General features: G+C 66.6%; 20 protein-coding genes. 12 read left to right on the forward strand and 8 right to left on the reverse strand.

Annotated elements, in window-relative coordinates; genetic code table 11:
* Positions 1 to 15: 15 nt before the first annotated feature.
* Positions 16 to 2,115, forward strand: coding sequence for a glycosyltransferase (locus tag ACSYS9_RS18680; protein ID WP_071229590.1), 2,100 nt, complete (start codon positions 16 to 18; stop codon positions 2,113 to 2,115).
* Here ACSYS9_RS18680 and ACSYS9_RS18685 read toward each other — a convergent pair.
* The gene (locus ACSYS9_RS18685) at positions 2,112 to 3,677 is read right to left on the reverse strand and encodes a hypothetical protein (protein WP_071229589.1); all 1,566 of its coding nucleotides are present in this window, start codon (positions 3,675 to 3,677) and stop codon (positions 2,112 to 2,114) included. The genes ACSYS9_RS18680 and ACSYS9_RS18685 overlap by 4 nt on opposite strands.
* Before the next feature lie 30 nt (positions 3,678 to 3,707).
* Positions 3,708 to 5,864: a RelA/SpoT family protein gene (locus tag ACSYS9_RS18690; RefSeq protein ID WP_071229588.1), complete on the reverse strand. Its 2,157-nt coding sequence runs from the start codon at positions 5,862 to 5,864 to the stop codon at positions 3,708 to 3,710.
* Positions 5,865 to 5,994: 130 nt separating this feature from the next.
* Between ACSYS9_RS18690 and ACSYS9_RS18695 the strand changes: the two genes are divergently transcribed.
* Positions 5,995 to 6,531, forward strand: coding sequence for a hypothetical protein (locus ACSYS9_RS18695; protein WP_032130197.1), 537 nt, complete (start codon positions 5,995 to 5,997; stop codon positions 6,529 to 6,531).
* A gap of 53 nt (positions 6,532 to 6,584) precedes the next feature.
* Here ACSYS9_RS18695 and hrpA read toward each other — a convergent pair whose 3' ends face one another.
* The gene (gene hrpA, locus ACSYS9_RS18700) at positions 6,585 to 10,667 is read right to left on the reverse strand and encodes an ATP-dependent RNA helicase HrpA (RefSeq protein ID WP_071229587.1); all 4,083 of its coding nucleotides are present in this window, start codon (positions 10,665 to 10,667) and stop codon (positions 6,585 to 6,587) included.
* An 86-nt stretch (positions 10,668 to 10,753) separates the two neighbouring features.
* Here hrpA and ACSYS9_RS18705 point away from each other — a divergent pair, with 86 nt between their 5' ends.
* The 7 genes from ACSYS9_RS18705 (at position 10,754) to ACSYS9_RS18735 (ending at position 18,881) form a co-directional block, all read left to right on the forward strand.
* Positions 10,754 to 11,302: a Dps family protein gene (locus tag ACSYS9_RS18705; RefSeq protein WP_006439098.1), complete on the forward strand. Its 549-nt coding sequence runs from the start codon at positions 10,754 to 10,756 to the stop codon at positions 11,300 to 11,302.
* Positions 11,303 to 11,836: 534 nt separating this feature from the next.
* Entirely contained in the window at positions 11,837 to 13,642 is a 1,806-nt protein-coding gene (gene recQ, locus ACSYS9_RS18710; protein ID WP_049463264.1) for a DNA helicase RecQ, read from the forward strand.
* 85 nt (positions 13,643 to 13,727) lie between these two features.
* Positions 13,728 to 14,111, forward strand: coding sequence for a CopL family metal-binding regulatory protein (locus ACSYS9_RS18715; protein WP_071229586.1), 384 nt, complete (start codon positions 13,728 to 13,730; stop codon positions 14,109 to 14,111).
* A 75-nt stretch (positions 14,112 to 14,186) separates the two neighbouring features.
* Positions 14,187 to 15,998 carry a copper resistance system multicopper oxidase gene (locus ACSYS9_RS18720; RefSeq protein ID WP_032128515.1) on the forward strand — a complete coding sequence of 604 codons (1,812 nt, stop codon included), beginning with the start codon at positions 14,187 to 14,189 and terminating at the stop codon, positions 15,996 to 15,998.
* Positions 15,995 to 17,005, forward strand: coding sequence for a copper resistance protein B (locus ACSYS9_RS18725; RefSeq protein WP_071229585.1), 1,011 nt, complete (start codon positions 15,995 to 15,997; stop codon positions 17,003 to 17,005). Before ACSYS9_RS18720 ends, ACSYS9_RS18725 begins: the two co-directional genes overlap by 4 nt.
* An 81-nt stretch (positions 17,006 to 17,086) precedes the next feature.
* Positions 17,087 to 17,599, forward strand: a complete 513-nt coding sequence (locus tag ACSYS9_RS18730; RefSeq protein ID WP_071229584.1) for a GNAT family N-acetyltransferase — start codon at positions 17,087 to 17,089, stop codon at positions 17,597 to 17,599.
* A 322-nt stretch (positions 17,600 to 17,921) separates the two neighbouring features.
* Positions 17,922 to 18,881: an IS110 family transposase gene (locus ACSYS9_RS18735; protein WP_440568334.1), complete on the forward strand. Its 960-nt coding sequence runs from the start codon at positions 17,922 to 17,924 to the stop codon at positions 18,879 to 18,881.
* 32 nt (positions 18,882 to 18,913) lie between these two features.
* Here ACSYS9_RS18735 and ACSYS9_RS18740 read toward each other — a convergent pair whose 3' ends face one another.
* Positions 18,914 to 19,228 (reverse strand): zf-TFIIB domain-containing protein, encoded by a 315-nt coding sequence (locus tag ACSYS9_RS18740; protein WP_032128518.1) that lies wholly within the window; start codon positions 19,226 to 19,228, stop codon positions 18,914 to 18,916.
* 149 nt (positions 19,229 to 19,377) lie between these two features.
* Here ACSYS9_RS18740 and ACSYS9_RS18745 point away from each other — a divergent pair, with 149 nt between their 5' ends.
* Together ACSYS9_RS18745 and ACSYS9_RS18750 are read left to right on the forward strand one after the other, a co-directional pair.
* Positions 19,378 to 20,145 (forward strand): CPBP family glutamic-type intramembrane protease, encoded by a 768-nt coding sequence (locus ACSYS9_RS18745; protein WP_071228992.1) that lies wholly within the window; start codon positions 19,378 to 19,380, stop codon positions 20,143 to 20,145.
* 94 nt (positions 20,146 to 20,239) lie between these two features.
* Entirely contained in the window at positions 20,240 to 20,665 is a 426-nt protein-coding gene (locus ACSYS9_RS18750; protein ID WP_032128520.1) for a response regulator, read from the forward strand.
* Between the two features lie 107 nt (positions 20,666 to 20,772).
* Here the strand turns inward: ACSYS9_RS18750 and ACSYS9_RS18755 are convergent, their stop codons facing one another.
* Entirely contained in the window at positions 20,773 to 21,711 is a 939-nt protein-coding gene (locus ACSYS9_RS18755; RefSeq protein WP_071228993.1) for an alpha/beta hydrolase, read from the reverse strand.
* 84 nt (positions 21,712 to 21,795) lie between these two features.
* Positions 21,796 to 22,647, reverse strand: coding sequence for an alpha/beta hydrolase (locus ACSYS9_RS18760; RefSeq protein ID WP_071228994.1), 852 nt, complete (start codon positions 22,645 to 22,647; stop codon positions 21,796 to 21,798).
* A gap of 650 nt (positions 22,648 to 23,297) precedes the next feature.
* Between ACSYS9_RS18760 and ACSYS9_RS18765 the strand changes: the two genes are divergently transcribed.
* Positions 23,298 to 23,615, forward strand: a complete 318-nt coding sequence (locus ACSYS9_RS18765) for a hypothetical protein (RefSeq protein ID WP_049463266.1) — start codon at positions 23,298 to 23,300, stop codon at positions 23,613 to 23,615.
* A gap of 248 nt (positions 23,616 to 23,863) precedes the next feature.
* Here ACSYS9_RS18765 and ACSYS9_RS18770 read toward each other — a convergent pair whose 3' ends face one another.
* Both ACSYS9_RS18770 and ACSYS9_RS18775 read right to left on the reverse strand, forming a co-directional pair.
* Complete coding sequence (locus ACSYS9_RS18770) at positions 23,864 to 24,208, reverse strand: hypothetical protein (RefSeq protein ID WP_440568338.1); 345 nt, start codon at positions 24,206 to 24,208, stop codon at positions 23,864 to 23,866.
* A 110-nt stretch (positions 24,209 to 24,318) separates the two neighbouring features.
* A complete protein-coding gene (locus tag ACSYS9_RS18775) occupies positions 24,319 to 26,076 on the reverse strand; it encodes a WD40/YVTN/BNR-like repeat-containing protein (protein WP_440568340.1) in 1,758 nt (585 codons plus the stop codon).

Genomic DNA, 26,076 nt, shown 5'->3' on the forward strand with positions numbered 1-26,076 from the left:
TGGAGTTGCAACCGGATGGCGATGTCCCTGGCCGAGATCCGATACCTGATCAACCGCCTCACGGGCCTGGCCCGCCGGAGCCTGGCCAGCCTGCGTACCCGTGGGTGGCGGGCGACCTGGCAGCGCATCCGCGTGCATACCCAGCGCGCCGTTCCCGCGCCGCGAACGCCGCTGTTCCTGCCGCCGGTACAGGATTTCGCCCCCTTCACGGTGCCGTTCAGCGAAACGCCGGAAGTGAGTATCGTCATCCCGGTCTACAACCACGTCGGCCATACCCTGGCCTGCCTGCGCGCCCTGGCGGCACATCCGCCGCTGGCGGCGTGCGAGATCCTGGTCGTGGATGACGGCAGCAGCGACGCCACCGTGCAGTGGATGCCGCAGGTCGCCGGACTGCGCTATGAGGTGCGCGAGCACAACGGCGGCTTCATCGAGGCCTGCAACGATGGCGTGTCGCGCGCACGCGGCCGCTATGTGGTGCTGCTCAACAACGATACGGTGCCGCAGCCGGGCTGGCTGGATGCCCTGCTGGACACGTTCGCCAGCACACCCGACGCCGGCCTGGTCGGCAGCCAGCTGCTTTACCCGGATGGCCGCCTGCAGGAATCAGGGGGTGTGATCTTCGCCAACGGCAGCGGCTGGAGCTACGGCCGTTTCGAGGCGGCGGACGACCCACGCTTTGCCAGCCTGCGCGACGTCGACTACTGCTCCGGCGCGGCGCTGATGCTGCCGCGCGCCCTCTGGCAGCAGTTGGGCGGCTTCGATACCCGTTACAAGCCGGCGTACTACGAGGACACCGATCTGGCCTTCCGCGTTCGCGCCCAGGGCCTGCGTGTGCTGGTGCAACCAGCCAGCCGGGTGATCCACGATGAAGGCACCAGCAACGGCACCGATACCGGCAGCGGGGTGAAGGCCTACCAGGTGCGCAACCAGGCCATCTTCGCCGCCCGCTGGGCCACCGAGCTGGCCCACCATCCGGCGGTGGGCGAAGTGCCGTCACCCGCGCTGCTGCTGCGTGGCCGACGCCAGGTGTTGATCCTGGACGAGGAAGTACCCCAGCCGGATCGCGATTCGGCGTCACTGCGCCAGGTGAACCTGATCCGCCTGCTGCTGCAGGGCGGCGCTCATGTGGTGTTTGTTCCCACCCGCCGCGAACATGGCGGTGCCGCCACCGAAGCACTGCAGCGGATGGGCGTGGAAGTCTGGTATGCGCCGTTCCTTGATGGCGTCGCCAGCTGGCTGCGAACGCACGGTGCGCGTTTCCACGTGGCGCTGCTGGTCCGCCACCATGTCGCCCACGAGTGCCTGCCGCTGCTGAAGCGCTATGCGCCGCAGGCCCGCACTGTGTTCGACACCGTGGACCTGCACTACCTGCGCGAACGTCGTGGTGCCGAAGTCGCCGGTGATGCCGGGTTGCTGCGCGCCGCCGAGCGCACCCGCGCCAGCGAGCTGGCGGTGATGGAGCAGTGCGACGTCACCGTGCTGGTCAGTGCCGCCGAGCGCGAGCAGCTGCAGGCCGACGCCCCTTGCGTGCAGGTGGAGCTGATCTCCAACCTGCACGACGTCGCCGGCGCCGGCAAACCGTTCGAACAGCGCCATGATCTGGTGTTTGTCGGCGGCTTCCGCCATCCGCCGAACCTGGATGCCATGGAGTGGTTCATCGGCGAAGTCTTTGCCGGCATCCGCGCCCGCCTGCCCGAGGTACGCCTGCACTGCATCGGTGCCGCCACACCGGAATCGCTGCTGGCATTGGCCGCACGCCAACCCGGCGTGCAGATGCACGGTTTCGTCGAGGACATCACGCCCTACATGGACGGCGCACGCATTTCCATCGCGCCGCTGCGTTTCGGCGCCGGCGTGAAGGGCAAGATCAACCTGAGCATGGCCCATGGCCAGCCGGTGGTCGGTACCACCTGCGCCGTGGAAGGAATGCACCTGCACCCGGGCCAGGACGTGCTGGTGGCGGATGATGCGGCGGGCTTCGCCGATGCGGTGGTCCGCCTGTACCAGGATCCGCAGCTGTGGCAGCAGTTGTCCGACGCCGGCCTGGCCAACATCGCAGAGCACTTCTCCCTCGACGCTGCCCGCGCGACCGTGCAGCGGGTGTTCTTCACCTAATCCGGGCGACCGCCGGCGCGGCGCAGGCGGTCTTCGAACGCCGGCAGCTCGGCCAGGTCCGGTTGCAGCAACCGGGCCTGTTCGGCGGCGTGTGCGGCAAACGCCAGGTCTCCATTGCCGAGCCGTTCGCTGCCGATCGCCAGCCAGCGCTGGGCCAGGCGCAGGCGTGCCGAGGGAAGTCCAACCGCGGTCGGCGACAGGGTCTGCCACGCCTGCAGGCAGGCACCTGCGGCCTGCACGCGGTTCTGCCGCAGGTTGTCGTCGAAGCAGCGGCGACTGGCAGGCAGCAGCCGCGCTGCGGCAGCCTTCACCCGTGCATCGCGTGGCGCCAATGACTGCGCTTCGCGCAACGCGTCGAACGCACTGTGCCCGGGGGGGCTGATCCATTGCCCGGCACGTTCGGCGCGCTCGATCCTGCGCAGGTGGTCGCGCAGTTGGCGCTCGCGCTGCGTGTTGCTGACCGCCGGCTGCTGCAGCGCCTTCTGCGCCTGTTGGGCGCGCTGCAGGCGTTGCGCGAGCTGCTGTTGCGCCGCCGGCGAAGCACCCAGTTCCGCTGCCAGTGCGGCATCGGCCTGCGCCGCTTCGAACTGGAAATCGTCGGCCTGCTTCTGGCTGCGTGCCAGCACCGCCTGCAAGGTCTGTTCGCGGCCGCGCTGGGCACTGGAATCATCAACCGCCACTGCCAGCACGGCGAGGAATCCCTTCGCTGCGGATTCCAGCTGCCGACGCTGCAAGGCGCGCTGGGCCTGGCGCAGGCGCTGGTCGACGGCCTGTGCCAATGCTTCCTGGCTGGCGGGCAGATCGGCGTGGCCGGCATCGAACTGGCGCGCACGCTGCAGCATCGCGGCTGCCTCGGCCAGCTCGCCGCGTCCGGCCAGGATGCGGGCCTGCTGCAGCAGATCGCTCAGTGCGTCCTCGCGACCTTCCAGCGCCGGCAGATTGTCCGGCTGCAGTACCAGGATGCGCTGGAACAGGGGCAGCGCGCTGCTGTCACCGTCGTCCAGCCGGCCCGCTGCAAAGGCGTTGCGCGCCTGCGCCAGCAGTGCACCGATGCCGGCGCCTGCGCTGCGCCGGGCCTGCAGCTGGCGTGCCACGGCGTCCGCATCGCCCTGCGGCACCTGCAGTTCCCGGGCCAGTGCCAGCGCCTGCGCGCTGCCTTCGAGGTCGTTGGCCTGCAGTTTTTCGCTGGCCTGCTGCAGGGCCGCGGCGCCGGTACGGGCCAGTCCCTCACGGGCCTGCGGACGATCACCATCCAGCGCCAGCACGGCCTGGTAGCGCTCACGCGCACCACTGCCATCGGCGGCACTCAGCCGCCCGGCCGCCAGTGCGCGATCGCCTTCGGCCAGCAACTGTTCAATCTGAGGCTCATCCCAGAACCAGTCGGCCAGCGGCTTGCGCAGCAGCACCAGCAGCACGAACACCGCCAGCGCCGCGACCAGCGCCCAGCGCCACACCCGGCGCGCGTGACGTGCCTGCAGCCACCACCAACGGCCTTCGCGGCGGACGCGGTCCAGCGCAGGATGTTCAGCGCCATGCGGGCGATGCGGAGGCTCGCGTTCCATGCGTGCAGGGTAGCCGGGGCAGCGTGAAGCTCAGCCGAGGCGACGCGCCTCGCTCACGCCGGGCAGCGCATCCAGCTTGCCCAGCAGGGTCGACAGCTGGCCGTAGTCGCTCACCTTCAGGCGCAGGCGCAGGTGGGCACGGCCACTGTTGCGCACGTTGTCACTGTGGATGTCGAGCACGTAGGCGTCTTCCTGGGCGATCAGGTTGGTGATGTCCTTCAGCAGCCAGCGGCGGTCGACTGCAGTGACCACCACGTCCACTTCGTAGCCGCCACCGGCCTGGCCCCACTCCACCGGCAGGATGCGCTGCGGGCTGGTGGCTGCCAGCCGGGCCAGCGCGGCACAGTCTGCACGATGCACGGTGACACCCCGGCTACGGGTCAGGTAGCCGACGATCGGTTCACCGGCCACTGGCTGGCAGCAACGCGCCAGCTGCACCAGCAGGTTGCCCACGCCCTGCACGGTGAACTTGGACTTGCCCAGGTTCTCGCGGCGCGCGGTCGGCCGCGGCAGGGCTGGCGCGGGCGTCGGCTGGCTCGCTGCACGTTCGGCTTCCAGCAGGGTACGACTGACCTGGTTCGGGCCGGTGTCACCCAGCGCCACCTGGATGTAGAGGTCGTCAACGCTGTCGGCATGGAACTTCTTCGCCGCCACCGCCAGATCAGAATGCTGCAGGCCCAGACGCTTCAGCTCGCGCTCGAGCAGTTCGCGCCCGGCCTGCACGTTGCGCGCGCGGTCCAGCTTGTGGAACCAGCTGCGTACTTTTTCGCGCGAGCGGTTGCTGGCCAGGAAGCCGTTGGCCGGCATCAGCCAGTCGCGGCGCGGATCGGCCTCCTTGCCGGTCAGGATCTCGACACGGTCTCCGCTGCGCAGGCGGTAGGTCAGCGGCACGATACGGCCATTGACCTTCGCACCACGGCAGCGGTGGCCCACCATCGTGTGCACCTGGTAGGCGAAATCGAGCGGCGTGGCGCCCTGCGGCAGGTCCAGCACCTCGTCCTTCGGGCTCAGTGCATAGACCCGGTCCTCGGTCAGCTCGGCATCGAGCGCCCCGGCCAGTTCATTGCCCTGCCCATCCTGCGCCTGCTCCAGCAGCTGGCGCATCCAGGTGATCTTGCGGTCGAAGGACTTCTCCGCGCCCTTGCCGCCTTCCTTGTACTTCCAGTGCGCGGCCACGCCCAGCTCGGCCTGCGAATGCATCTCGTGGGTACGGATCTGCACTTCGATGGTGCGCCCTTCCGGGCCGACCACGGCGGTATGCAGCGAGCGATAGTCGTTGGCCTTGGGCCGGGCGATGTAGTCGTCGAACTCGCTGGGCACCGGCGCCCACAGTGCATGCACCACGCCCAGCGCGGCGTAGCAGGCGGCGACATCGTCGACCATGACGCGCACCGCACGGATATCGTACAGCTGGTCGAACGCCAGCCGCTTCTTCTGCATCTTCCGCCAGATGCTGTAGATGTGCTTCGGGCGGCCACTGACCTCGGCCTTGATGCCCTGCGCGACCAGTTCGCGCGACAGCACCTTCTTGACGTTCTCGACGTAACGCTCGCGGGCGATGCGGGTTTCGTCCACCTCCCGCGCAATGCGCCGGTAGGTCTCCGGTTCCAGGTGGCGGAACGCCAGGTCCTCCAGCTCCCACTTCAACTGCCAGATGCCCAGGCGGTTGGCCAACGGCGCATGGATGTCGCGGGTCAGCTGCGCCAGCGCGCGGCGCTGCTCGTCGTCCAGCTTGTCGGCCGCGCGCATGCGCGCCAGCTGCCGCGCCAGCAGGATGGGCACCACGCGCAGGTCACGGATGATCGCCAGCAGCAGGCGGCGCAGGCCCTCGCTGTTGCGCCCGGCCTCGCGGCCGGCGTGCAGCGCCCACACCGGATCGGCCGCATCCTGGCCATCCAGCAGGCCGACCACTGCGGCCTTGTGGTTGCCCAGCGGCAGTTGCTCCAGGCTGGCGCGCAGGCCGGGCAGATCGAACAGCAGGGCCGCGACCACCGCGCCTTCGTCGGCCGAGAGCATCGCCAGTGCGTCGAGGGTGTCGCCCAGCACCGACCAGCTGGCGCGCATCTGATGGTCGCAGTCCTGCGCTTCCCAGTGCCCGCGCAGGGCCTGGCGCAGCGGAGCAGGCAGCACCGCTGCCGAGGGGCGGTTCAACAAGGCATCCAGGCCGGGGACGGAAGCGCGGTTCACAGCATCGAGCAGGCAAGACAGAGGCCCCTACACTAGCGCCGGCGCCGTTCAGGGACAATCACCGCGGCCACCATCACCCGGCATGAAGACATGCCGCTACACTCGAGGGCAAACCCAGGAGAGTCCCGACATGTCCTCGATCGTCCCGCGTTTCCGCCTACGGCTGCTGGCCTGTGCCGCACTGTTGCTGTCCCTGTCGGCGCCTGCGCTGGCCCAGCGCGTGGTGGAGGGTGACCTGCAGCAGCAGATGTCACCGGCCGAGTTCAAGGCGGCCGGCCTGGACAAGCTCAACGCGCAGGAACTGGCCACGCTGAACCGCTGGCTGCAGGGCAAGGTCGAAGCGGCCACCACCCAGGCGGTTGCGGCCGTACGGGAAACGGCGCGCGAGGAAGGCCGTCAGGAAGTGATCGTGAAGAATCGCGGCTTCTTCGATTTCGGCAGCAGCGAGCCGATCACCGGCGTGCTGCAGGGCGAGTTCCGCGGCTTCGGCAAAGGCCGCGTCTACGTGCTGGACAACGGCCAGGAATGGGAGCAGACCGATGCAAGCACCCTGGCCGGTGTGCGCAAGCAGTCCCCCGCCGTCAGCATCAAGCCCGGTGTGATGGGCGTGTGGTACCTGAAGGTCGACGGCGTGAACACCCAGCCGAAGGTGCGCCGAACCAAGTAACGCCGTGACGTTGCTGCAGAGCCGAGCGTGGGCTCGGCTCTGCAGCAACGACGTCACGCCTGGCGCAGTGCGGTCACCCGCTGCGCCAGCTTCTTCGCCGAGATGCCGGTGCGCGCACCCAGCTCCTGCGCGAACAGTGACACCCGCAGCTCTTCCAGATCCCAGCGCAGCGCCTGCCATTGCGGGCGCTCGCGCAGTCCCTGCTGCTCCCCCGCTTCCAGCGCTTCCAGGAACGGATGCAGTTCCAGCATGCGTGCCTGGTCACGTGGCGGATCACGCTTGGCACGCTCGGTGCGCAGGATCATCGCCTTCAGATAGCGCGGGTACTGCGCCAGCGCGTCAGCCGGCGTATCGCGCAGGAAGCCGGGATGGATCAGGCCGCCCAGCTGCGCTTCCATGTCGTCCAGATTGCCGCGCGCCCAGCCCATCAACGGTGCTTCCAGCATCGGCTTCAGTTCCGCCACCAGGGCCAGGATGGTCTCGGCCAGCTTCAGCCGCGACATGGCCTCGCCGAACAGCGCCTTGGCCGCATGCTCACGACGCTGCTCGAAGGCCGCCGCATCGCGGATGTCTTCCAGCCCCTCGGCCAGCACCGCGTTCATCGCCGCATCGACCAGGTCACCACGCAGGCGCTCCTGCGACTCGATCGCCGCATACAACAGGCCGGTCTTGGCACCGACCGGCAGCTGCTTGCGTGCCTGCTTCACCTTCTCGGCCAGGGCAATCTCCAGCAGACGGCGCACGCCCAGCGGATGGGCCTCCAGCGCCTGCTGGCGATCGGCGAAGATACGCAGCGCCACGCTGTCGCCCTCGTCCAGCAGCGCCGGATAAGCCGGCACGCCCGCTTCACCGGGCACCTGCAGCGGAATCGGCGTGGCCGGGAACGTGCGAAGGCCATCGGCGGCCATCTCGCGCCCAGCGCGTGCAGCGAACGCATCGCCGGCACGACCACCGAATTTCGCGCGCAGTGCGTCCAGATCGCGCGAGGTCGCCAGCACCTTGCCCTGCTCGTCGCGCAGCCGCAGGTTCATGTGCAGGTGCGGTTCGATCGAACCAGGCTCGAAATCGAGCGCGGTCACCGTTGCGCCGGTTGCACGTGACAGGAAGCGCGCCAGTTCGCCGGTAATGGCATCGGCGCTGGGCTGCGGGAACGCCTCGTAGAACGCGCGGCCGAAGTCCGGTGCCGGCACGTAGTTGCGGCGCATCGCCTTGGGCAGGCTGCGGATCAGTGCCGAGGCCTTGTCGGCGACGAAACCCGGCGCCAGCCAGCCCAGTTGCACCGGGTCCAGTGCGTTGAGCAGGTGCAGCGGTACGTCCAGGGTCACGCCATCGTCGTCGGCACCCGGTTCGAAGCGGTAATGCAGCGGCAGGCGCGCCTGGCCCAGCGGCAGGTACTTCGGGTAACGCTCCTGTTCGCTGCCCTCACCCGGCAACAGATCGATCAGCGACCAGTGCAGGGTCTTGCGCTGTTCCGGTGCCAGCCCCTTCCACCAGGTATCCAGACCCGCCGCCGAATGGATCTGCGGCGGCACCCGGTCCACGTACCAGCGCGCCTGCCAGTCCTCGTCGGCAACGATGCCAGCACGGCGCAGCTTGGCTTCTTCCTCGCGGGCGATCTCCAGCACTTTCTGGTTGTCGGCCACGAAGCTGGCGCGGGTGTTGATCTCACCGGTCACCAGTGCCTGGCGCACGAAGATGTCGTGCGCTTCGCCCGGCGCGATGCGACCGTAGTGCACCGGCTTCTTCGGCGCCAGCACCAGGCCGAACAGGCTGATCTGCTCGGAGGCCAGCACCTGGCCCTGCGCGCGCGACCAGTGCGGATCGAAGTGCTTGCGCAGCAGCAGGTGCGGCAGTTCGGCGATCACCCAGTCCGGCTCGATCGTCGCCAGGGTCATGCCCCACACCTTCTGCGTATCCAGCAGGTTGGCCACCAGCAGCCACGGCGGCGGCCGCTTGGACAGCGCCGAACCCGGGAACGGCAGGAAGCGGCGCTGGCGTGGCGCCTGGAAGTCACCCTTCTCGGTGCGGTGGCCGATCTGCGTCGGCAGGCCCGCCACCAGCGCCCGATGCAGTGTCTGGTACGCAGCGGCACGCACGCGTTCGCTGAAACCGCCGCCAACCGGTGACTGTTCCTTCTGCGCACGCACGGGCACTGGCGCCGGGGCCGCCTCGGCCTTGCCTTCGCGGGCCAGGCGCGCGGCACGGTGCAGCTGGCCACGGGTGGCCTTCACTGCAGCGGCGTCATCGCGCGCCGGAGCCGGTGCACTGCTGCCAGCCAGCAACGGCGCCATCGAGGCCTCGTTGGCCTCTTCCTTCCAGCCCAGTTCCTCGCACAGCAGGCGTAGCTGTCGATGCAGCTCGCGCCACTCGCGCATGCGCAGGAAGCCAAGGAAGTGGCGGCCGCACCAGTCACGCAGCTTCGATTGGGTCAGGTCTTCATGGGCCTGCCGGTAGGCATCCCACAGGCGCAGTACACCGACGAACTCTGACCGCCCATCGGCGAACTGCGCATGCGCGCTGTCGGCCGCGCCACGCGCTTCGGGCGGGCGCTCGCGCGGGTCCTGGATGCCCAGGAACGAGGCGATCACCAGCATCGGCCGCAGGCAGCCGGCGGCCTGCGCGGCGACCAGCATGCGCGCCAGCTTCACGTCCACCGGCAGGCGTGCCATCTGCTTGCCGATGGTAGTCATGCGCCGCTCGGCGTCGATCGCGCCCAGTTCGGTCAGCTGCTGCCAGCCATCGGCCACCGCGCGTTCGTCCGGCGCTTCCAGGAACGGGAACTCCTCGATGCGGCCCAGGCCCAGCTGCAGCATGCGCAGGATCACCCCGGCCAGGCTGGAGCGGCGGATTTCCGGATCGGTGAATTCGGGCCGCGCCTGGAAATCGGCTTCGGCGTACAGGCGGTAGCAGATACCTTCGGCGATACGTCCGCAGCGACCTTTGCGCTGGTTGGCGCTGGCCTGCGAGATCGGCTCGATGTGCAGGCGGTCCAGCTTGTTGCGCGGGCTGTAGCGCTTGACGCGGGCAAAGCCCGGATCGACCACGTAGCGGATGCGCGGCACCGTCAGCGAGGTTTCCGCCACGTTGGTGGCCAGCACGATGCGCCGGTTCGGCCCGGGGTTGAACACCCGGTCCTGGTCCTGGTTGGACAGGCGCGCGTACAGCGGCAGCACCTCGGTATTGCGGTACTTGCGGCGTTCCAGCGACTGGTGCGCATCGCGGATCTCGCGCTCACCCGGCAGGAAGATCAGCACGTCGCCGTGCGCATCCAGGCGGGTGATTTCGTCGATGGCCGACACGATGGCGTCATTGACGGTACGTTCGCCCTGGTCTTCGCCCTCGCCTTCCAGCGCGCGATAGCGCACTTCCACCGGGTAGGTGCGGCCTTCGACGCTGATCACCGGCGCATTGTCGAAATGCTGGGCGAAGCGTTCGGTGTCGATGGTGGCCGAAGTGACGATCAGCTTCAGGTCCGGGCGCTTGCGCAGCAGCTGCTTCAGGTAGCCCAGCAGGAAGTCGATGTTGAGGCTGCGTTCGTGCGCCTCGTCGACGATGATCGTGTCGTAGTTCGACAACCAGCGGTCACTGGCAATTTCCGCCAGCAGGATGCCGTCGGTCATGAACTTGATGCGGGTGTCGTCGCTGACCTTGTCGTTGAAGCGCACCTGGTAGCCGACCAGCTGACCCAGTTCGCTCTGCAGTTCCTGCGCCACGCGGCTGGCCACCGCACGTGCGGCAATCCGTCGCGGCTGGGTGCAGCCGATCATGCCGGCCTGGCCACGGCCTGCGGCCAGGCACAGTTTCGGCAGCTGGGTGGTCTTGCCCGAGCCGGTTTCACCAGCGATCACCACGACCTGGTGGTCGCGGATCAGCCCGATGATGGCGTCGGCTTCACGCGCAATCGGCAGCTGCGGGTCCAGAGTAATGGACGGCTGCTGCTGCGCCCGTGTCATCCGGCGCTGCACCGACGCCTGCAAGGCCTGCTCGAAAGTGGCGGCCAATGCCGCATCCTGTGGCTTGGCCTGGCAACGCGAGAGCATCCCCAGCAAACGGCCCCGGTCGCGGCTCATGGCGCCGTCGATGGCGGCGCGCTGTTGGCGCAGGCGGGGCGATGGATTTTTATCGATAGAGTTCATCAATCGGTTCGTTCAAAACTTTGAAAGCGACCAGTCATCACGACCGGTTTATTGTGAAGGCCAACGATTCCACAAGGAGGAACCCCATGGCGAAGACCAAGAGCACGACCAAGGCCAAGACCGGCAAGCAGAAGCTTGCAGCGGCGGCACCGTCGGCGCCGAACATCGATATCGGGATCACCCAGGGCGACCGCAAGAAGATCGCCGACGGTCTGTCGCGCTTCCAGGCCGATGCGTTCACGCTCTACCTGAAGACGCACAACTTCCACTGGAACGTGACCGGGTCGATGTTCAACTCGCTGCACACCATGTTCGAGACGCAGTACACCGAGCAGTGGGCGGCACTGGACGACGTGGCCGAGCGCATCCGCGCGCTGGGCTTCAATGCCCCGGGCTCCTACCGGGAATTCGCTGCGCTGACCTCGATCGCCGAGGAACCGGGCCTGACCGACAGTGCGGACTGGCGTGAAATGGTACGCCAGTTGGTGGTCGCCAACGAAGCGGTCTGCCGTACGGCACGTGAAGTGCTGGACGTGGCGGCCAAGGGTGACGACGCCCCGACCGAGGATCTGATGACCCAGCGCCTGCAGACCCACGAGAAGTACGCCTGGATGCTGCGCTCGCTGCTCCAGTAAGGATTGAGGGGGGTCGGCAGGGCTTGCAGCCCTGCACCCGCAGAGGCCTTGAAGCCAAGGCCAGAGCCAGAGCAGAAGCTGGCTATCTGTGGGTTGGCGGGGTGGGTCCGGTTGCGGGGGACGCCGTAAATCCATCCATGGCGCTCACGCCCCCGCAACCGGACACCCCCCGCCTTCGACAGTTTTTCGCGATCTGCCGGGACAGCGTCCGCTCTGGTAGGTGTCGACCTTGGTCGACGCGGATGAATTCATTCGATATCTGACAGATGTGTCGACCAAGGTCGACACCTACCAACAGCCGCGTGAACCTGTCGAGGGCGGGGCGGTGTCGGATTGCGGGGTGTCAGCCGCATGGATGCGGCTGCCAAGCCTACACGGACGTACTTGCGGCGTCCCCGCAATCCGACACCGCCCCGCCAACCCACGGATCACCCCAGAGCCGGCTGTTGCCTTTGACGTTGCTCTGGCTTGAAGGCTTCTGCAGGTGCAGGGCGCAGCCCTGCCGAGACACCCCCGCCGGGGTAAACTAGCCGGATGGCTTCCCGTCCCGCGCACGACCTGCTCCAACGCGTCTTTGGTTACGACGATTTCCGTGGTCCCCAGCAGGACATCGTGGAGCATGTGGCTGCCGGTCATGATGCCCTGGTGCTGATGCCCACCGGCGGTGGCAAGTCGCTCTGCTACCAGGTGCCGGCCCTGCTGCGTGACGGTTGTGGCATCGTCATCTCGCCGCTGATCGCGCTGATGCAGGACCAGGTCGAAGCCCTGCGCCAGCTCGGCGTGCGTGCCGAGTACCTGAACTCGACCCTGGACGCCGAGACCGCCGGCCGCGTCGAGCGCGAACTGCTCGCGGGCGAGCTGGACATGCTCTATGTCGCCCCCGAGCGCCTGCTGACCGGCCGCTTCCTGTCGCTGCTGTCGCGCAGCCAGATCGCCCTGTTCGCCATCGACGAAGCGCACTGCGTGTCGCAGTGGGGCCACGACTTCCGCCCGGAATACCGCCAGCTGACCGTGCTGCACGAGCGCTGGCCACAGATCCCGCGGATCGCGCTCACCGCCACCGCCGATCCGCCGACCCAGCGCGAGATCGCCGAGCGCCTCGATCTGCAGGAAGCACGCCACTTCGTCAGCTCCTTCGACCGCCCCAACATCCGCTACACCGTGGTGCAGAAGGACAACGCCCGCAAGCAGCTGACCGATTTCCTGCGCGGCCACCGCGGCGAGGCCGGCATCGTCTACTGCATGTCGCGGCGCAAGGTCGAAGAGACCGCCGAATTCCTCTGCGGCCAGGGCTTCAACGCCCTGCCCTACCATGCCGGCCTGCCACCGGAAGTACGCGCCAGCAACCAGCGCCGCTTCCTGCGCGAGGATGGCATCGTGATGTGCGCCACCATCGCCTTCGGCATGGGCATCGACAAGCCGGACGTGCGCTTCGTGGCGCATACCGACCTGCCAAAGTCGATGGAAGGCTACTACCAGGAAACCGGCCGCGCCGGCCGCGATGGCGAGGCCGCCGAGGCCTGGCTGTGCTACGGCCTGGGTGACGTGGTGCTGCTCAAGCAGATGATCGAGCAGTCCGAAGCCGGCGAAGAGCGCAAGCAGCTGGAGCGGTCCAAGCTGGACCACCTGTTGGGCTACTGCGAATCCATGCAGTGCCGCCGCCAGGTGCTGCTGGCCGGTTTCGGCGAGACCTATCCCCAGCCCTGCGGCAACTGCGACAACTGCCTGACCCCGCCCGCCTCCTGGGACGCGACCATTCCGGCGCAGAAGGCACTGAGCTGTGTCTATCGCAGCGGCCAGCGTTTCGGCGTCGGCCACCTGATCGATGTCCTGCGCGGCAGCGAGAACGAAAAGGTCAAGCAGCAGGGCCACGACAAGCTCAGCACCTACGCGATCGGCCGCGACCTCGACGCGCGCACCTGGCGCAGCGTGTTCCGCCAGCTGGTCGCCGCCAGCCTGCTGGAAGTGGACAGCGAGGGCCACGGTGGCCTGCGCCTGACCGATGCCAGCCGCGACGTGCTGACCGGCCGCCGCCAGATCAGCATGCGCCGCGATCCGGCCAGCAGTACCAGCGGCCGCGAGCGCAGCGCACAGCGCACCGGGCTGTCGGTGCTGCCGCAGGATCTGGCCCTGTTCAACGCCCTGCGCGGCCTGCGCGCCGAGCTGGCGCGCGAGCAGAACGTGCCGGCCTTCGTGATCTTCCACGACAGCACCCTGCGCAACATCGCCGAACAGCGCCCGACCAGCCTGGATGAACTGGCACGGGTCGGCGGCATCGGTGGCACCAAGCTGAGCCGCTACGGCCCGCGCCTGGTCGAGATCGTGCGCGAAGAAGGGTAGCGGCTCTACATTGGTGCTGGTCCAACCTTGAACCGGCCATTCAGCCGGAAGTGCATCCGCGCCCGCTTGCAGCTAGATTAGCGTCATGTCCCTGGCCTCGACCCTGCTCCGTGTCGTGCTCATGCTCAGCCTGTTGCTCAACGGGCTGAACGCGGCCATGGCCAGTGGTCACGAGGAAATGGGCCGGATGGCCCACGCCGCTGCCACTGCTGTTGACGGCGGCACCGCCGACTGCCACCACCACGCCGGCATGCAGGCCGACGAGGCTCCGCAGGCCAAGGCCCCCGCCCATGACGCTCATTGCCAGATCAAGGACTGCGTGCGCAGCTGTGCCCAGCACCCGCTGCTGGTAGTGCTGCCGTTGCCGGTCATGGCCGGCCCGGCATTGTCGCTGGCCCCGCAGCCGATGCCGGCCAATGGCCGCCCGGCGCCGCCACTGCCGCCGATTTCGCGTCCTCCCATCGGCTGATTCCACACGCACCGTGCGCCCTGCGCACCGCAGCCGGCCGCCTGCCGGCGTCTTTACGTGTCTGGAGTCACCACCATGAATACCCGTATTCCCCCCGGTCCGGGCGCTGTGCCCATGCCGTCGCGCCGCCTGTTCGTGCAGGGCCTGGCCGCCGGCGGCGTGGTTGCCGGCATCGCCGCTGTCGGCGTGCCGCAGCGCGCGCTCGCCGCCGCCACGGCCGCCCCCCGGCTGGCCGGCGCCCCCGCCGTGCTAAGCGACACCCGCATCGAACTGGCCATCGGCGAATCGCTCGCCAATTTCACCGGCCGCACCCGCCCGGCGATTACCGTCAACGGCTCGCTGCCGGCACCGATCCTGCGCTGGCGCGAAGGCCAGACCGTGGATCTGTTCGTGCGCAATACGCTGGAACGCCATCCGACCTCGATCCACTGGCACGGCATCCTGCTGCCCGCCAACATGGACGGCGTGCCCGGCCTGAGCTTCAACGGCATCGGCCCCGGCGAGACCTACCACTACCACTTCGAGCTGAAGCAGTCGGGCACCTACTGGTACCACAGCCACTCCATGTTCCAGGAGCAGGCTGGTCTGTACGGCGCGCTGATCATCGACCCGGCCGAACCGGCGCCGTACCACCACGACCGCGAGCACGTGATCATGCTGTCGGACTGGACCGACATGGACCCGGGCGCGCTGTTCCGCCGCATGAAGAAGCTGGCCGAGCACGACAACTACTACAAGCGCACCCTGCCCGACTTCCTGCGCGACGCGAAACGCGACGGCTGGTCGGCGGCGCTGTCCGACCGTGGCATGTGGGGCCGGATGCGGATGACGCCCACCGATATCTCCGACATCAACGCGCACACCTATACCTACCTGATGAACGGCACCGCCCCGGCCGGCAACTGGACCGGCCTGTTCCGCAGCGGCGAGAAGGTGCTGCTGCGCTTCATCAATGGCGGGTCGATGACCTACTTCGACGTACGCATTCCTGGCCTGAAGATGACCGTGGTCGCTGCCGACGGCCAGTACATCCACCCGGTGAGCATCGATGAGTTCCGCATCGCCCCGGCCGAAACCTACGATGTGATCGTCGAACCGAGCGGCCAGGACGCCTTCACCATCTTCTGCCAGGACATGGGCCGCACCGGCTACGCCGCCGGAACATTGGCGGTTCGCCATGGCCTGCAGGCACCGATTCCCGCGCGCGATCCACGTCCGTTGCTGACGATGAGCGACATGGGGCACGACATGGGCAGTGGTGGCCACGGCGGTCACGACATGGCCGCGATGAAGAGCATGGAAGGCGGCTGCGGCGCCAGCATGGGCCACGGCGCGCACGGCGGCGGCGATGCCGCCAGCAAGGCACCGAAGCACCCTGCCAGCGAACGCAACAACCCGCTGGTGGACATGCAGAGCTCGGCCTCCGAACCGAAGCTGGACGACCCCGGCATCGGCCTGCGCGACAACGGCCGCCAGGTGCTGACCTACGGCGCGATGCGCAGCCTGTTCGAAGACCCGGATGGCCGCGAGCCGAGCCGCGAGATCGAACTGCACCTGACCGGACACATGGAGAAGTTCTCCTGGTCGTTCGATGGCATCCCATTCGCCAGCGCCGAACCACTGCGGCTGAACTACGGCGAGCGCATGCGCATCGTGCTGGTCAACGACACCATGATGCAGCACCCGATCCATCTGCACGGCGTGTGGAGCGATCTGGAAAACGCACAGGGCGAGTTCCAGCTGCGCAAGCACACCATCGACATGCCGCCGGGCACCCGCCGCAGCTATCGCGTGCGCGCCGATGCACTCGGCCGCTGGGCCTACCACTGCCATCTGCTGTACCACATGGAAGCGGGCATGATGCGCGAAGTGAGGATCGAAGAATGAGCCGCTCACTGCTTTCCCCCAGCCTGCTGGCCCTGGGCCTGGCCGCTGCATTGCCGGTGTTCGCGCAGTCGCACGCTGGTCATGACATGGCCGCGATGGATCCGCCCGCGAAAACCGCGAAGACGCCGGTCGAACCGGTCGATCATTCGAAGATGGATCATTCGAAGATGGATTCGGGCGCGATGGACCACTCAGCCATGGATCACTCGAAGATGGACCATGGCGCGAGGCAGCCGGCGACGATGGACCATTCCACGATGGACCACGCCGCGATGGACCACGGATCGCCTGCACCGACCGAACCGCGCGAACCCATCCCGGTGCCGACCGATGCCGACCGCGCCGCGGCCTTCCCGCCCATCGCACACGGTGCGATGGAGCATGCGCCAGAGATCAACAGCCTGCTGCTGATCGACCGTCTGGAACATTGGGATGGCAAGAGCAGCAATGGCCAGGCCTGGGAGGCGACCGGTTGGATCGGCGGCAACATCAACCGCCTGTGGCTGCGCACCGATGGCGAGCGTAGTCGTGGCCGCACCGAATCGTCGTCGCTGGAAGCGCTTTATGGCCGCAGCGTGTCGCCGTGGTGGGACGTGCTGGTCGGCGTGCGCCAGGACTTCCGCCCGGCCGACTCGCGCACATGGGCGGCGGTCGGCATCCAGGGCCTGGCGCCGTACAAGTTCGAGAGCTCGGCCACGCTGTACATGGGCTCCGGCGGCCAGGTGCTGGCCAAGGCCGAGGTCGAGTACGACGTGCTGCTGACCAACCGCCTGATTCTGCAGCCGCTGCTGGAAGCCACCGTCGCGGCCAAGGACGAGAAGGAGTACGGCATCGGCCGTGGCCTGAACAAGGTCGAAGCCGGGCTGCGACTGCGCTATGAGTTCAGCCGCCGCTTCGCGCCCTACATCGGCATCAGCCACGAACGCACGTTTGGTGACACCGCCGACTATGCCGGTGACCACGCGCGCGACACGCGCTGGGTGGCTGGCGTGCGCATGTGGTTCTGAGCAGCAGATCGTGAGCAATGGCCAGCCCCGGCAGCCGCCGGGGCCGGCTACACTGCGCCACGTTCCAATGCAGGCACCGCCATGTCGTTGCAGATCCGCCGCGCCACCCTTGCCGACGTCGACGCGCTGTCGGCCATCGCGATTGCCACCTACAACGAAACCTGGGGCGACTCGTATCCGCCGCAGGAGCTGCACGATTTCCTGCAGGCGCACTACAGCAGCGAACCGCAACGCATCGAACTGTCTGACCCACGCAGTGCCATCTGGCTGTTGATGGACGGTGAGTCGGTGGTCGGCTATCTGGCCGCCGGTGCCAACACCCTGCCGCACACGGATGCACGCGACGGCGACATCGAACTGAAGCGGTTCTACATCCTGGCCGCACACCAGAACGGCGGCCATGGTGCACGCATGATGGACGCGTTCATGGCCTGGCTGGACCAGCCGCAGCGCCGTACCCTGTGGGTGGGCGTGTGGGAAGAGAATTTCGGCGCACAGCGCTTCTATGCGCGTTACGGCTGCAGCAAGGTTGGCGAGTACGACTTCATCGTCGGCGACACCCACGACCGCGAGTTCATCCTGCGGCGGCCGTGATCACGCGCTCCATGTAGCGTCGAGCCATGCTCGACTGCACCTGATCCGTAGAGTCGAGCTTGCTCGACTATTGGTAACAAGAGCCAGTCGAGCAAGCTTGTATGTTCCTCCCGGCTCCTACGCGGTATGTAGGAGCCAGGGTGGAGGGACCGTCAAGCATGCATCTGCGGATACTAGCCGACAGACGAGTCGAGCGATCCCCATCCCGCACACGAACGTCGATAAAGGATCGTACGGCCCCCAAAGGGGATCGTCGATGTAGGCAAGCTAACGTCGGTGCGGTACCACCCCAGCCCCTTAAAGATAGCTGGGAGCCGTACAAATGTCTGATTCTCTCGATATTGGCGTGGACGTGGACTCCAAGGAGTTCGTACCGGCAGTGGCCGACCGCAAGGCCGGCGACAGGATCGCCAACACCCGGGCCGGCATAGCCCAGTGGCTCAACACCTTGCCCCAGCGATGCCGGATTGGCATGGAGGCGACGGGGCGGTACTACGAGTTGTTGGCTCGGATGGCTGGCCAGGCAGGCCACGTTGTCTATGTGATCAATCCACGTCTGATCAAGCACTACGGCCGGGCGACGGGCTCGCGTGGCAAGACGGACGCCATGGACGCCGAAGCGATCGCCCGATACGTGAAGAAGGAGAACGATCGCCTGCGTGAATACGTACCGCGTACCGATGAGCAGCAGCAGATGCACGATTTGCTGCGCAAGCGGCAGACGCTGGTAAAGACACGCGCGCGCCTGGAGCAATCCTTCGGGGTAAGCAAAAGTGCCCCCGGGGAGCTGTCAGATCTGTTCTGCGCTCTGGCTGGGACGCTGTCCGAGCTGGAAAGCGAACTGCAGCGCTTGGGTCGCGATGGAGAGCATGGCGCGCTCTACAAGCGCCTGTTGACCATCCCTGGTATCGGCCCTGCCGTCGCCGCTCACCTGATTTACTACATGACGCGCTGGCCGTTGGCCAACGCCAACGCGTGGATCGCCTGCACGGGCCTGGATCCCCGGCCCAACGAGTCTGGCGGCAGAACGGGACGGCGTCGGCTGTCCAAACAGGGCGCGCCAGTGCTGCGCCAGATGCTCTACATGGCCGCCATGGGGCTCAAGCGGTGTCGCCAGGGGCAACCGCTCTACGACGAGCTGTCAAAACGCGGTCACCCCAGCACCGCCGTCTTCAACATCCTGGCCAGAAAGCTGGCCAGGATCGCCTGGGGTGTCTTCAAAAGCGGCCGGGACTTCGATCCGGCCATGCTGAAGGTGGGTCAAGCCTGCTTCCAGGCTTGACCACGAACATAGGATCTCGACTCTACAACGCCTCAGAAGTCGAACAGCTCCGACAGGAAGCTGTCCTTCTTCTTTTTCTTGTATCCGTGGCCCCGATTGTCCTCGTAGCGCTGGCCCAAGTGGCGGGTATCACGGTGCATCACCGGCGGCGGAGAGGATGCCGGATGCTGCTGTACAGGCGCGGGCGGCGGCACGGCCGCACCGGCACCGGCACCGGCACGCTCGATGATCTTGTCCAGTTCACCACGATCCAACCACACGCCCCGGCAGCCGGGGCAATAGTCGATCTCGATGCCATGGCGTTCGGCCATCTGCAGGGTCTGGGTCTTGCACACGGGGCACAGCATCGGCATTGCTCCTGTCGGTCCTGCATCGACTGTACCTGTGCGGTGATGACTGTGCGGCAACGCATGACCGATGGCACAGGGACTTCCGACGCGTGCCGATGCGGCGGCAGTCGCACACACTGGGCCCCTGTTCCGCAGGGAGTGCGTACATGACCGCGTTGTCCCGCCTGCCCAACGCCGCGCGCCTGTTGCTGGTCCTGCTGGGCGTCGGCCTGGGCCTGAACCTGCGCGATATCGCCTCAGCCATCGGCACACCGATTCCCGCCCTGCCCATACCCTACGGCGGCAGCCTGTTGGACAACGCGCTGGCGGTGCTGGTGGCACTACTGCTGGCCACGCTGCTGCGGCCCCGTGGCATGGGCCTGCTGGCCAGCCTCGGGCTGCGCGGGAATGGTTGGGGCGGCCCAATGTGGGTGTTGCTGGCCAGCCTGCCCTGCTGGCTGGGCCTGGCGCTGCTCGGTACCCCGAACACCGCGCTGACCGCGCTGGACGCCACGATGCTGGCCGTGCTGTTCCCACTGGCCGAGGAAGTGCTGTTCCGCGGCCTGGGCTTCGTGCTGCTGGTGAAGATCGTGCGTGGTCCGTGGCCGCTGCTCGCGCTGCCGCAGGCGCTGCTGTTCGGCATGGTGCACTGGCTGGGCTTCGGTGGGTTCGACGGTGGCGGCATCGCGCTGCTCGTCGGCGCGGTGATCGCCCTCGGCGGCTTCATCTTCGCCTGGCTCGACCACCTCGACGGTGACACCCTGTGGTGCGGCCTGGTCCTGCACGTTTCGATGAACCTGGCCTGGAATGTGTTCAGCCTTGATGACGCCGTCGCGCTCGGCTGGCAGGCCACCAGCCTGCGTATCGGCACCGCCCTGCTCGCGGTCGCAATCCTGGCCTGGTACGTGCGCCGCCAGCGACGCAGACAGCTGTAACGCCCACTTAGCTTGCCGTGCACGCCGGGATCACTACCGGCTTGCGCATACTTGCGCGCCTTTCGCTCCCCCTGTTGTCCGGAGTTGCCGCGTCATGTTGCTGTCCAAGCGCTTTGTGGAACCGCGCGTCCTGCTGATCGAGGACGCCGAGGAAACCCAGGAACTCAGTCGCCTCGCCCTGGAAAGCCAGGCCTGCCAGGTCACCGCTGTCAGCAGCGCCGAGGCCGCACTGGGCCTGCTCAACGCCGGCGAACCGTTCGACCTGCTGTTCACCGACGTCTGCCTGGGCGGCATCAGCGGCATCGAAACCGCCAACCGCGTGCGCGAGCACCTACCGCAGCTGCCGATCCTGGTCACCTCCGGCATGGACCAGCACCGCGTGCTGCCGCAGCTGCGCGCCGGCATCCACTTCCTGCCCAAGCCGTACAGCATGAGCGAGCTGCTCGATGCCATCCGCCTGTGTTTCCGCCATGCAGCAGATGCCACCTTGATACCGCCGCCGCACGCCAGCGCGGCCTGAGGCAATCATCCACGCCTGGCGTGGATCTACTGATTCCGTTTCTCTTCGGCATGGATCCACGTCAACACCACCGGTAGATCCACGCAATACGTGGATGCAGCCCTCCATCAACCGCCGGTGTACGGCCCTTCACCCGGCATCACCTCCAGCAGTGCACGAGTGATCACCCGCGGGTAGACCGTGAGATGGTCCTCGCCGTCAATCACCACGTTGTCCACCTTCAACTTGCGACCCGTGCGCTTCAGCTGGGCAGCGAAGTCCGCGGTCTGCCTCAGCATGTCGTTGCCGGTGGAATAACGTGGCCCTGGCTTGTCCGTCTCGTAGCTACCCACCGACAGCAGCACGCGCGTAGGCTGCGCAGGGATGACGGCGCCATCCTGCATGCGCGGCAGCAGAAGCTGGTCGAACCACAGCGAAGGACTGGACAGGATGTAGGTGCTGAACATGTCCGGTTGAGTGGTCAGCACATAGGCGCCGAACAGCGCGCCATAGGAATGACCGGCGAACATGCGCCGGGCGGGATCGGTGCGATAACGCGCATCGACCATCGGCAGCACCTGTGTCGCCAGGAAATCACGGTAGTGCGCGGCACCGCCGTAGGTGACGTCATCACTGTAATAGCCATCGACCGTGCGCGCCGGATTGCTGGGCGTGTAGTCGCGCGAGCGGCTCTGCTTTGAAGTCAGGCCTTCCTGCGGCGGCAGACCGACCAGGATGAAATTCTCGATGTTGACACCCTGCTGCCCCACCAGATTGCGCACGCTGCGCACCAGCGGGAAGCTGTACAGCGCATCGGTCACGTACAGCACCGGATAGTGCTTTTCCGGATGCGCCGCATAGTCGGCCGGCAGCGCCACCCAGATCGGGTAATCGCGCCCCACGGGGTCATGTACGCGCAGCGCTTCGGTATCCGGCAGCACCACGCCCGGCACCGCCGTTGCCGCGCTTTCCTTCGCGTCACTCTGCGTTGCCGGTGGTGCCACCGACATCGCACAGCCACCCACGGCCAGGCAGGCCGCCACACTCCATCCACGCACACGCTGCATCCACGCTCTCCCGTTGCGGGCGACGCCCTCAGGTGGCGCCGCTACCGCATCCTCACACGTCGTGCGGTGCAGTGCCACGCCGGATCAGGGCGAGGCCGGCGGCGGTGCCGGGAACAGCGTGCGCAGCGCCTGCAAGGCGGCCGGATGATAGATCGTCGCGTGGGTTTCCTCCGGCAGTGGCAGGTACTTCACCAGCGGCGACGGCGACGCCTGCTGCAGCAGCGTGGCCAACTGCGCGGCGGACGCAGCCAGCTCCGGCTGCCCACTGCTGGCCAGGAATACGCGCGGCTGCGCACGCGTCACCGCCGGCAACTGCTTGGCCGCAGCGGCCAACATCGCGCCCCGGTTCCACCACAGGCTGGGGTCCAGCGCGATGTAGCTGTTGAACAGTGTCGGCTCCTGCAGCAACGTCTCGACCACGAACAAGCCGGCCAGCGATTCACCGATCAGCGCGCGCTCGTCGGTGGTCGGGTAGCGTTGGCGCACCTGCGGCATCAGTTCATCGCGCAGGAAGCTGCGGTAGGCCGCTGAACCGCCGATGCGGGGTGCGATCTTCTGGTCCTGCGGGTCGCTGCTGGGGCCCGTCATGTCGCGGCGGCGTTCGGTGTTCTCGATGCCTACCAGCAGGAACGGACGCATGCTGCCGTTGCCGCTCAGCACCTGCACCAGCCCTGCCACATGCAGGAAGTCCTCGCCGATGCCGCCATCGGCCATGTACAGCACCGGCAATGGTGCCTTCGGGTCCAGACCCCAGGGTTGCGGGCGGTAGACATTGATGCGGCGGGTTTCGCCCAGCGCCTTCGATTCAATGGTGAAGGTCTCGCCGATGACCAGCGGGGTTGCGGCGGCGGCCTGTGCGGACGGCGCAGGCTCGGCGGCCATCAACGGCGCGGCGGAGACAGCGGACAACAACAGCGACAGCACGATCAAGCGCATGGAGCGGCCCATCCTGGGAAAGTGCCGAGCATAACGCCAAGGCCAAGGCGTCGGCCGATTCGGCAAGCCTGCACGTATGCTACGGCGCTGCGCGATGCTTGAACTGTATCGGGAAATGACTGCAATCGCGTTTGCTAGCATTCGTCGTTTCCTACAAGGAGTTGGGACATGGGGGGCTTCAGCATTTGGCACTGGATCATTCTTCTGGCGGTCGTCCTGATCCCGGTCGGCATCGCAGCCGTCATCGCAGCGATTGTTCTCAGGCGAAAGTAGATCCACGCCATGCGTGGATGCGCATTCTGGGGATGCCTCAAGCGCATCCGCGATGGCGACGGCGCCGACAGCCTGCCCTGGCCGGAAACCGATCTGCCGCCCGGGCGCGAACAGGCGATGGCACGCGCGAAGCGTGCCGCCGTTGGCATGCTGACCGTGGCGGAAATGCTGCACGCCGCTGAGCGCTGCCGGTCGATGGCCACGCCCGACTGCCATCTGGATGAAAGGGGGGCGATGGGTTGTTCTTCGCCTGCCGCGGGCTGGCGGAACGGGTGTGCCGGGATATCCGGCCGGCGTACCCGCCGTTGCACCCAGAACCGGTCCATACTTGGGACCGACTGGTCACCAGCCACTTCGAAACCTACAAGGAGGTTTGCATGTTGAGTGCAGTACTCATCGCCGCGCTGGCCGCCAGCCCGGCCGCGCCCGTACCGTATGCCGATTGCCTGCTCGGCAACATCCAGCCCGGGCTGTCTGATCGTGCCGTGCAACTGGTGCAGGAGGCCTGCGCTGCAAAGCATCCGGAGAGCTTCGCCGCAGCAATGGAACTGGAACGCAGAACCAGTCTGCAGCGGCTCACCTATTTCGAGGCGGCAAGAGCGGAGGCGGCACGTTCTGCGAATGCGGCAGCAACGGCCGCACAGGAGGCTGCCGACGCGGCGGCGGCTAAAGCGAAGAATGCGCGGACGAAGTAGTTGCCCTGGACGAGCGCCACAAAAAAGGCACCGCATTGCGGTGCCTTTCTGAATGACCTGGGTCATTGGATGCAATGGTGGGCCGTGAAGGATTCGAACCTTCGACCAAAAGATTAAAAGTCTGACGAAGAACCATTGCGGCACAAGGCTTTCACCCTGATTCCCGCTCCGCAACACCATCTGCAACGGCGCCCTGAAACCCTTGTGTGGCTTGGCGCCGTTTCTCGTTGCGGAGCGCCCCAAAGCCCCTACCCGATCCAGCCGAAAGGCGGATCCTGGTCGGCCTTGGCCAGCCGGTTCCCCCGGACCTTCTCCTGCCAAGCCAGGATCTTGGCCACATCCTCCCGCAGCCTGTCCTCGTGCCTGGCCACCCACAGCTCGGCCCCTGCCCGGCCCTGCTCGTAGCTGCTGCACCAGCGGAACGGCCCGCCGGGGCCATGCCGATGCCGGTCCAGCGAGGCGATCCAGATCCCGTCGTTCACCCGCTGGGCCATAGCCACCACCCACACGCTGTGGCAGGCGATCACGGTCAGCGGGTCATTCGGCAGGCTGGCAGACCTGGTGGTCCAGCGGAAGTCGGCGGGGAGCGGCATGGCCGGAAGGATACGGCCGGCCGTCGCAGATCCTGCGAACGGGCCGGCCACCTCCCTGAACCGTTTGGGTAGGGTCGACGATGGCTCGACTCTCCCGCCATGGGCCACTGTCAGGCGTTGTATGCCGTCTTGGAGATGGAAACCATGTTTGCGTTGCCGGCACTTGAGTTGACCATCACCCACCTGCCTAGCTTGGGAGACCAACAGCTGGACTGTACAAGTCCGCCCGTGGAAGTGCCCGCGGGCATTACTTCTCCAGGCCCCTTAAACAAGAAAGCGATGTTGTTGCTCGACGCCAGCAGGGCACCTTCCAGTTCAGGGGAATACCTGCTTTTGGCAGTCATCTCGGATCCCCAATCATTTGCAGGATTGCCAGGGTAGGTGGTGAAGGTGATCCCGTCTGGAGAGCTTATGTATGGGCGGATCACCAGTGGATTGGGAGCGATGATCACATACAGTAGACGATCTCGTTCGGAGTAGAACGCGTTCAATGGCTTTCCCTGGCCAGCGCCGTTCCAGACAACTGTCCACACCAACCCATCTGGGCTGGTCCGTACGATCGATCCATTAACGAGTACGAATAGGCCCAGCTGCCGGACCCAAATGACTTTGCAATAGATGGTAGATGCTGCGTTGGCAGCGACAGTCACCCAGTCGCTTACCCCGTTCGTGCTGCGATGGATCCCATTGTTCCCAATCGCAACCATGACCCCCAGCTCATCCGACCAGGCAACATCATAGAATCCATTTCCTCCCTGCTCGATGTTCGGCGTCTGCGTGGTCCAGGACGTACCGTTTAGAGAAACCGCAACCCGGTTGCTTGTTCCGTAGCAGAACACCCGCCCGAGCGTCCTGGCCTCGACCAAAGTGACGAAATACTGGCCACTCCCACGGAGGTCATCCGACCACGTGAAGCCGGTCTGACTGCTGATGATCGCGGTGTTGGGGTTCGCATTGTAGTAGCCGCAGGCGATGTACCTCTGGAACAGCTCCGACCAGATCACATCGTAAAGTCCGTGCATCGTCGGGAACGAGATTCCAGCAGTCTCCCAAGCACCGTTCCATTCGCCGCGAGACACCCGGATAGTTCCCCGCCACAGGTAGGATCGGCCGGCCGAATCGCGCACCATCAGGCCCAAGGTGAACACCCGCGTGCTGTTGATGCCGGTCACGTGATGGTGATCCCATTCGAACTGGTCAATGAAGAGCGGCTTGTTTTCCCGATTGCGGATACCTTTTGCTGCCACGTTGACCAGCGCAGCGTTGGCCGGCGGAATGGCCCTCACCGTCGACGGATAAACCCGGTTCTTCGACGCCGACATGACCGCGTTCCCTTCGGAAGTCTTGACAAGCGCGCCGTCGGAAGAGCGCCATTCCAACTGGACGGCAGCGCCAGCGTTACCTTCCGAACTTGCGCCCTGTCGGACCTGGCAGCTCGCGGTAATCATCACGCCTGGATTGACCGGGAACCGGCTCGTATTGGAGATCAGTGCGTCCCCATGATTCTCCCCATAGCGGGCAGCACGCAGGCCCACCGGGGGATTCTCGGTCCCGATCGACCAGCCTGGCCCTTTCTCCCAGTTAACGTCCCCCGCCTCGAAACCCGGGTTGGGGATGGTCGCCGCGGTCTCCGAATAGGCCGGCCAAGACACCACGACCTCGGAGCCGTCGATGTAGATGCTGGTCCCGCTTGGAAGCGTGTCCCCGTCAACCTGCTGCACAGACAGTCCGCCGATCCCGTTGTAGACCTGGAGTCGCCCCTCGTAAGCCTTGCCCGGCATGGCGAAAGTCAGTGCGCCTGATACGTACAGGGCCTTCCGTCCGGCGCGCTGGTCGAGGTCGGGGCGATCAAAAATGCGGCCGGCCAT

Source organism: Stenotrophomonas sp. STK17_22, assembly GCF_051983905.1.
Lineage (GTDB): Bacteria > Pseudomonadota > Gammaproteobacteria > Xanthomonadales > Xanthomonadaceae > Stenotrophomonas > Stenotrophomonas maltophilia_A.

What these genes read in the sequence shown, in the direction of transcription:
- ACSYS9_RS18755 (WP_071228993.1), bottom strand. Translation starts at nt 21,711, where the DNA reads ATGCAGCGTGTGCGTGGATGGAGTGTGGCGGCCTGCCTGGCCGTGGGT.
- ACSYS9_RS18745 (WP_071228992.1), top strand. Translation starts at nt 19,378, where the DNA reads ATGACCGCGTTGTCCCGCCTGCCCAACGCCGCGCGCCTGTTGCTGGTC.
- ACSYS9_RS18770 (WP_440568338.1), bottom strand. Translation starts at nt 24,208, where the DNA reads ATGCCGCTCCCCGCCGACTTCCGCTGGACCACCAGGTCTGCCAGCCTG.
- ACSYS9_RS18695 (WP_032130197.1), top strand. Translation starts at nt 5,995, where the DNA reads ATGTCCTCGATCGTCCCGCGTTTCCGCCTACGGCTGCTGGCCTGTGCC.
- ACSYS9_RS18775 (WP_440568340.1), bottom strand. Translation starts at nt 26,076, where the DNA reads ATGGCCGGCCGCATTTTTGATCGCCCCGACCTCGACCAGCGCGCCGGA.
- hrpA (WP_071229587.1), bottom strand. Translation starts at nt 10,667, where the DNA reads ATGAACTCTATCGATAAAAATCCATCGCCCCGCCTGCGCCAACAGCGC.
- ACSYS9_RS18720 (WP_032128515.1), top strand. Translation starts at nt 14,187, where the DNA reads ATGAATACCCGTATTCCCCCCGGTCCGGGCGCTGTGCCCATGCCGTCG.
- ACSYS9_RS18765 (WP_049463266.1), top strand. Translation starts at nt 23,298, where the DNA reads ATGTTGAGTGCAGTACTCATCGCCGCGCTGGCCGCCAGCCCGGCCGCG.
- ACSYS9_RS18680 (WP_071229590.1), top strand. Translation starts at nt 16, where the DNA reads ATGGCGATGTCCCTGGCCGAGATCCGATACCTGATCAACCGCCTCACG.
- ACSYS9_RS18705 (WP_006439098.1), top strand. Translation starts at nt 10,754, where the DNA reads ATGGCGAAGACCAAGAGCACGACCAAGGCCAAGACCGGCAAGCAGAAG.
- ACSYS9_RS18685 (WP_071229589.1), bottom strand. Translation starts at nt 3,677, where the DNA reads ATGGAACGCGAGCCTCCGCATCGCCCGCATGGCGCTGAACATCCTGCG.
- ACSYS9_RS18735 (WP_440568334.1), top strand. Translation starts at nt 17,922, where the DNA reads ATGTCTGATTCTCTCGATATTGGCGTGGACGTGGACTCCAAGGAGTTC.
- ACSYS9_RS18730 (WP_071229584.1), top strand. Translation starts at nt 17,087, where the DNA reads ATGTCGTTGCAGATCCGCCGCGCCACCCTTGCCGACGTCGACGCGCTG.
- ACSYS9_RS18715 (WP_071229586.1), top strand. Translation starts at nt 13,728, where the DNA reads ATGTCCCTGGCCTCGACCCTGCTCCGTGTCGTGCTCATGCTCAGCCTG.
- ACSYS9_RS18760 (WP_071228994.1), bottom strand. Translation starts at nt 22,647, where the DNA reads ATGCGCTTGATCGTGCTGTCGCTGTTGTTGTCCGCTGTCTCCGCCGCG.
- ACSYS9_RS18750 (WP_032128520.1), top strand. Translation starts at nt 20,240, where the DNA reads ATGTTGCTGTCCAAGCGCTTTGTGGAACCGCGCGTCCTGCTGATCGAG.
- ACSYS9_RS18725 (WP_071229585.1), top strand. Translation starts at nt 15,995, where the DNA reads ATGAGCCGCTCACTGCTTTCCCCCAGCCTGCTGGCCCTGGGCCTGGCC.
- ACSYS9_RS18740 (WP_032128518.1), bottom strand. Translation starts at nt 19,228, where the DNA reads ATGCTGTGCCCCGTGTGCAAGACCCAGACCCTGCAGATGGCCGAACGC.
- recQ (WP_049463264.1), top strand. Translation starts at nt 11,837, where the DNA reads ATGGCTTCCCGTCCCGCGCACGACCTGCTCCAACGCGTCTTTGGTTAC.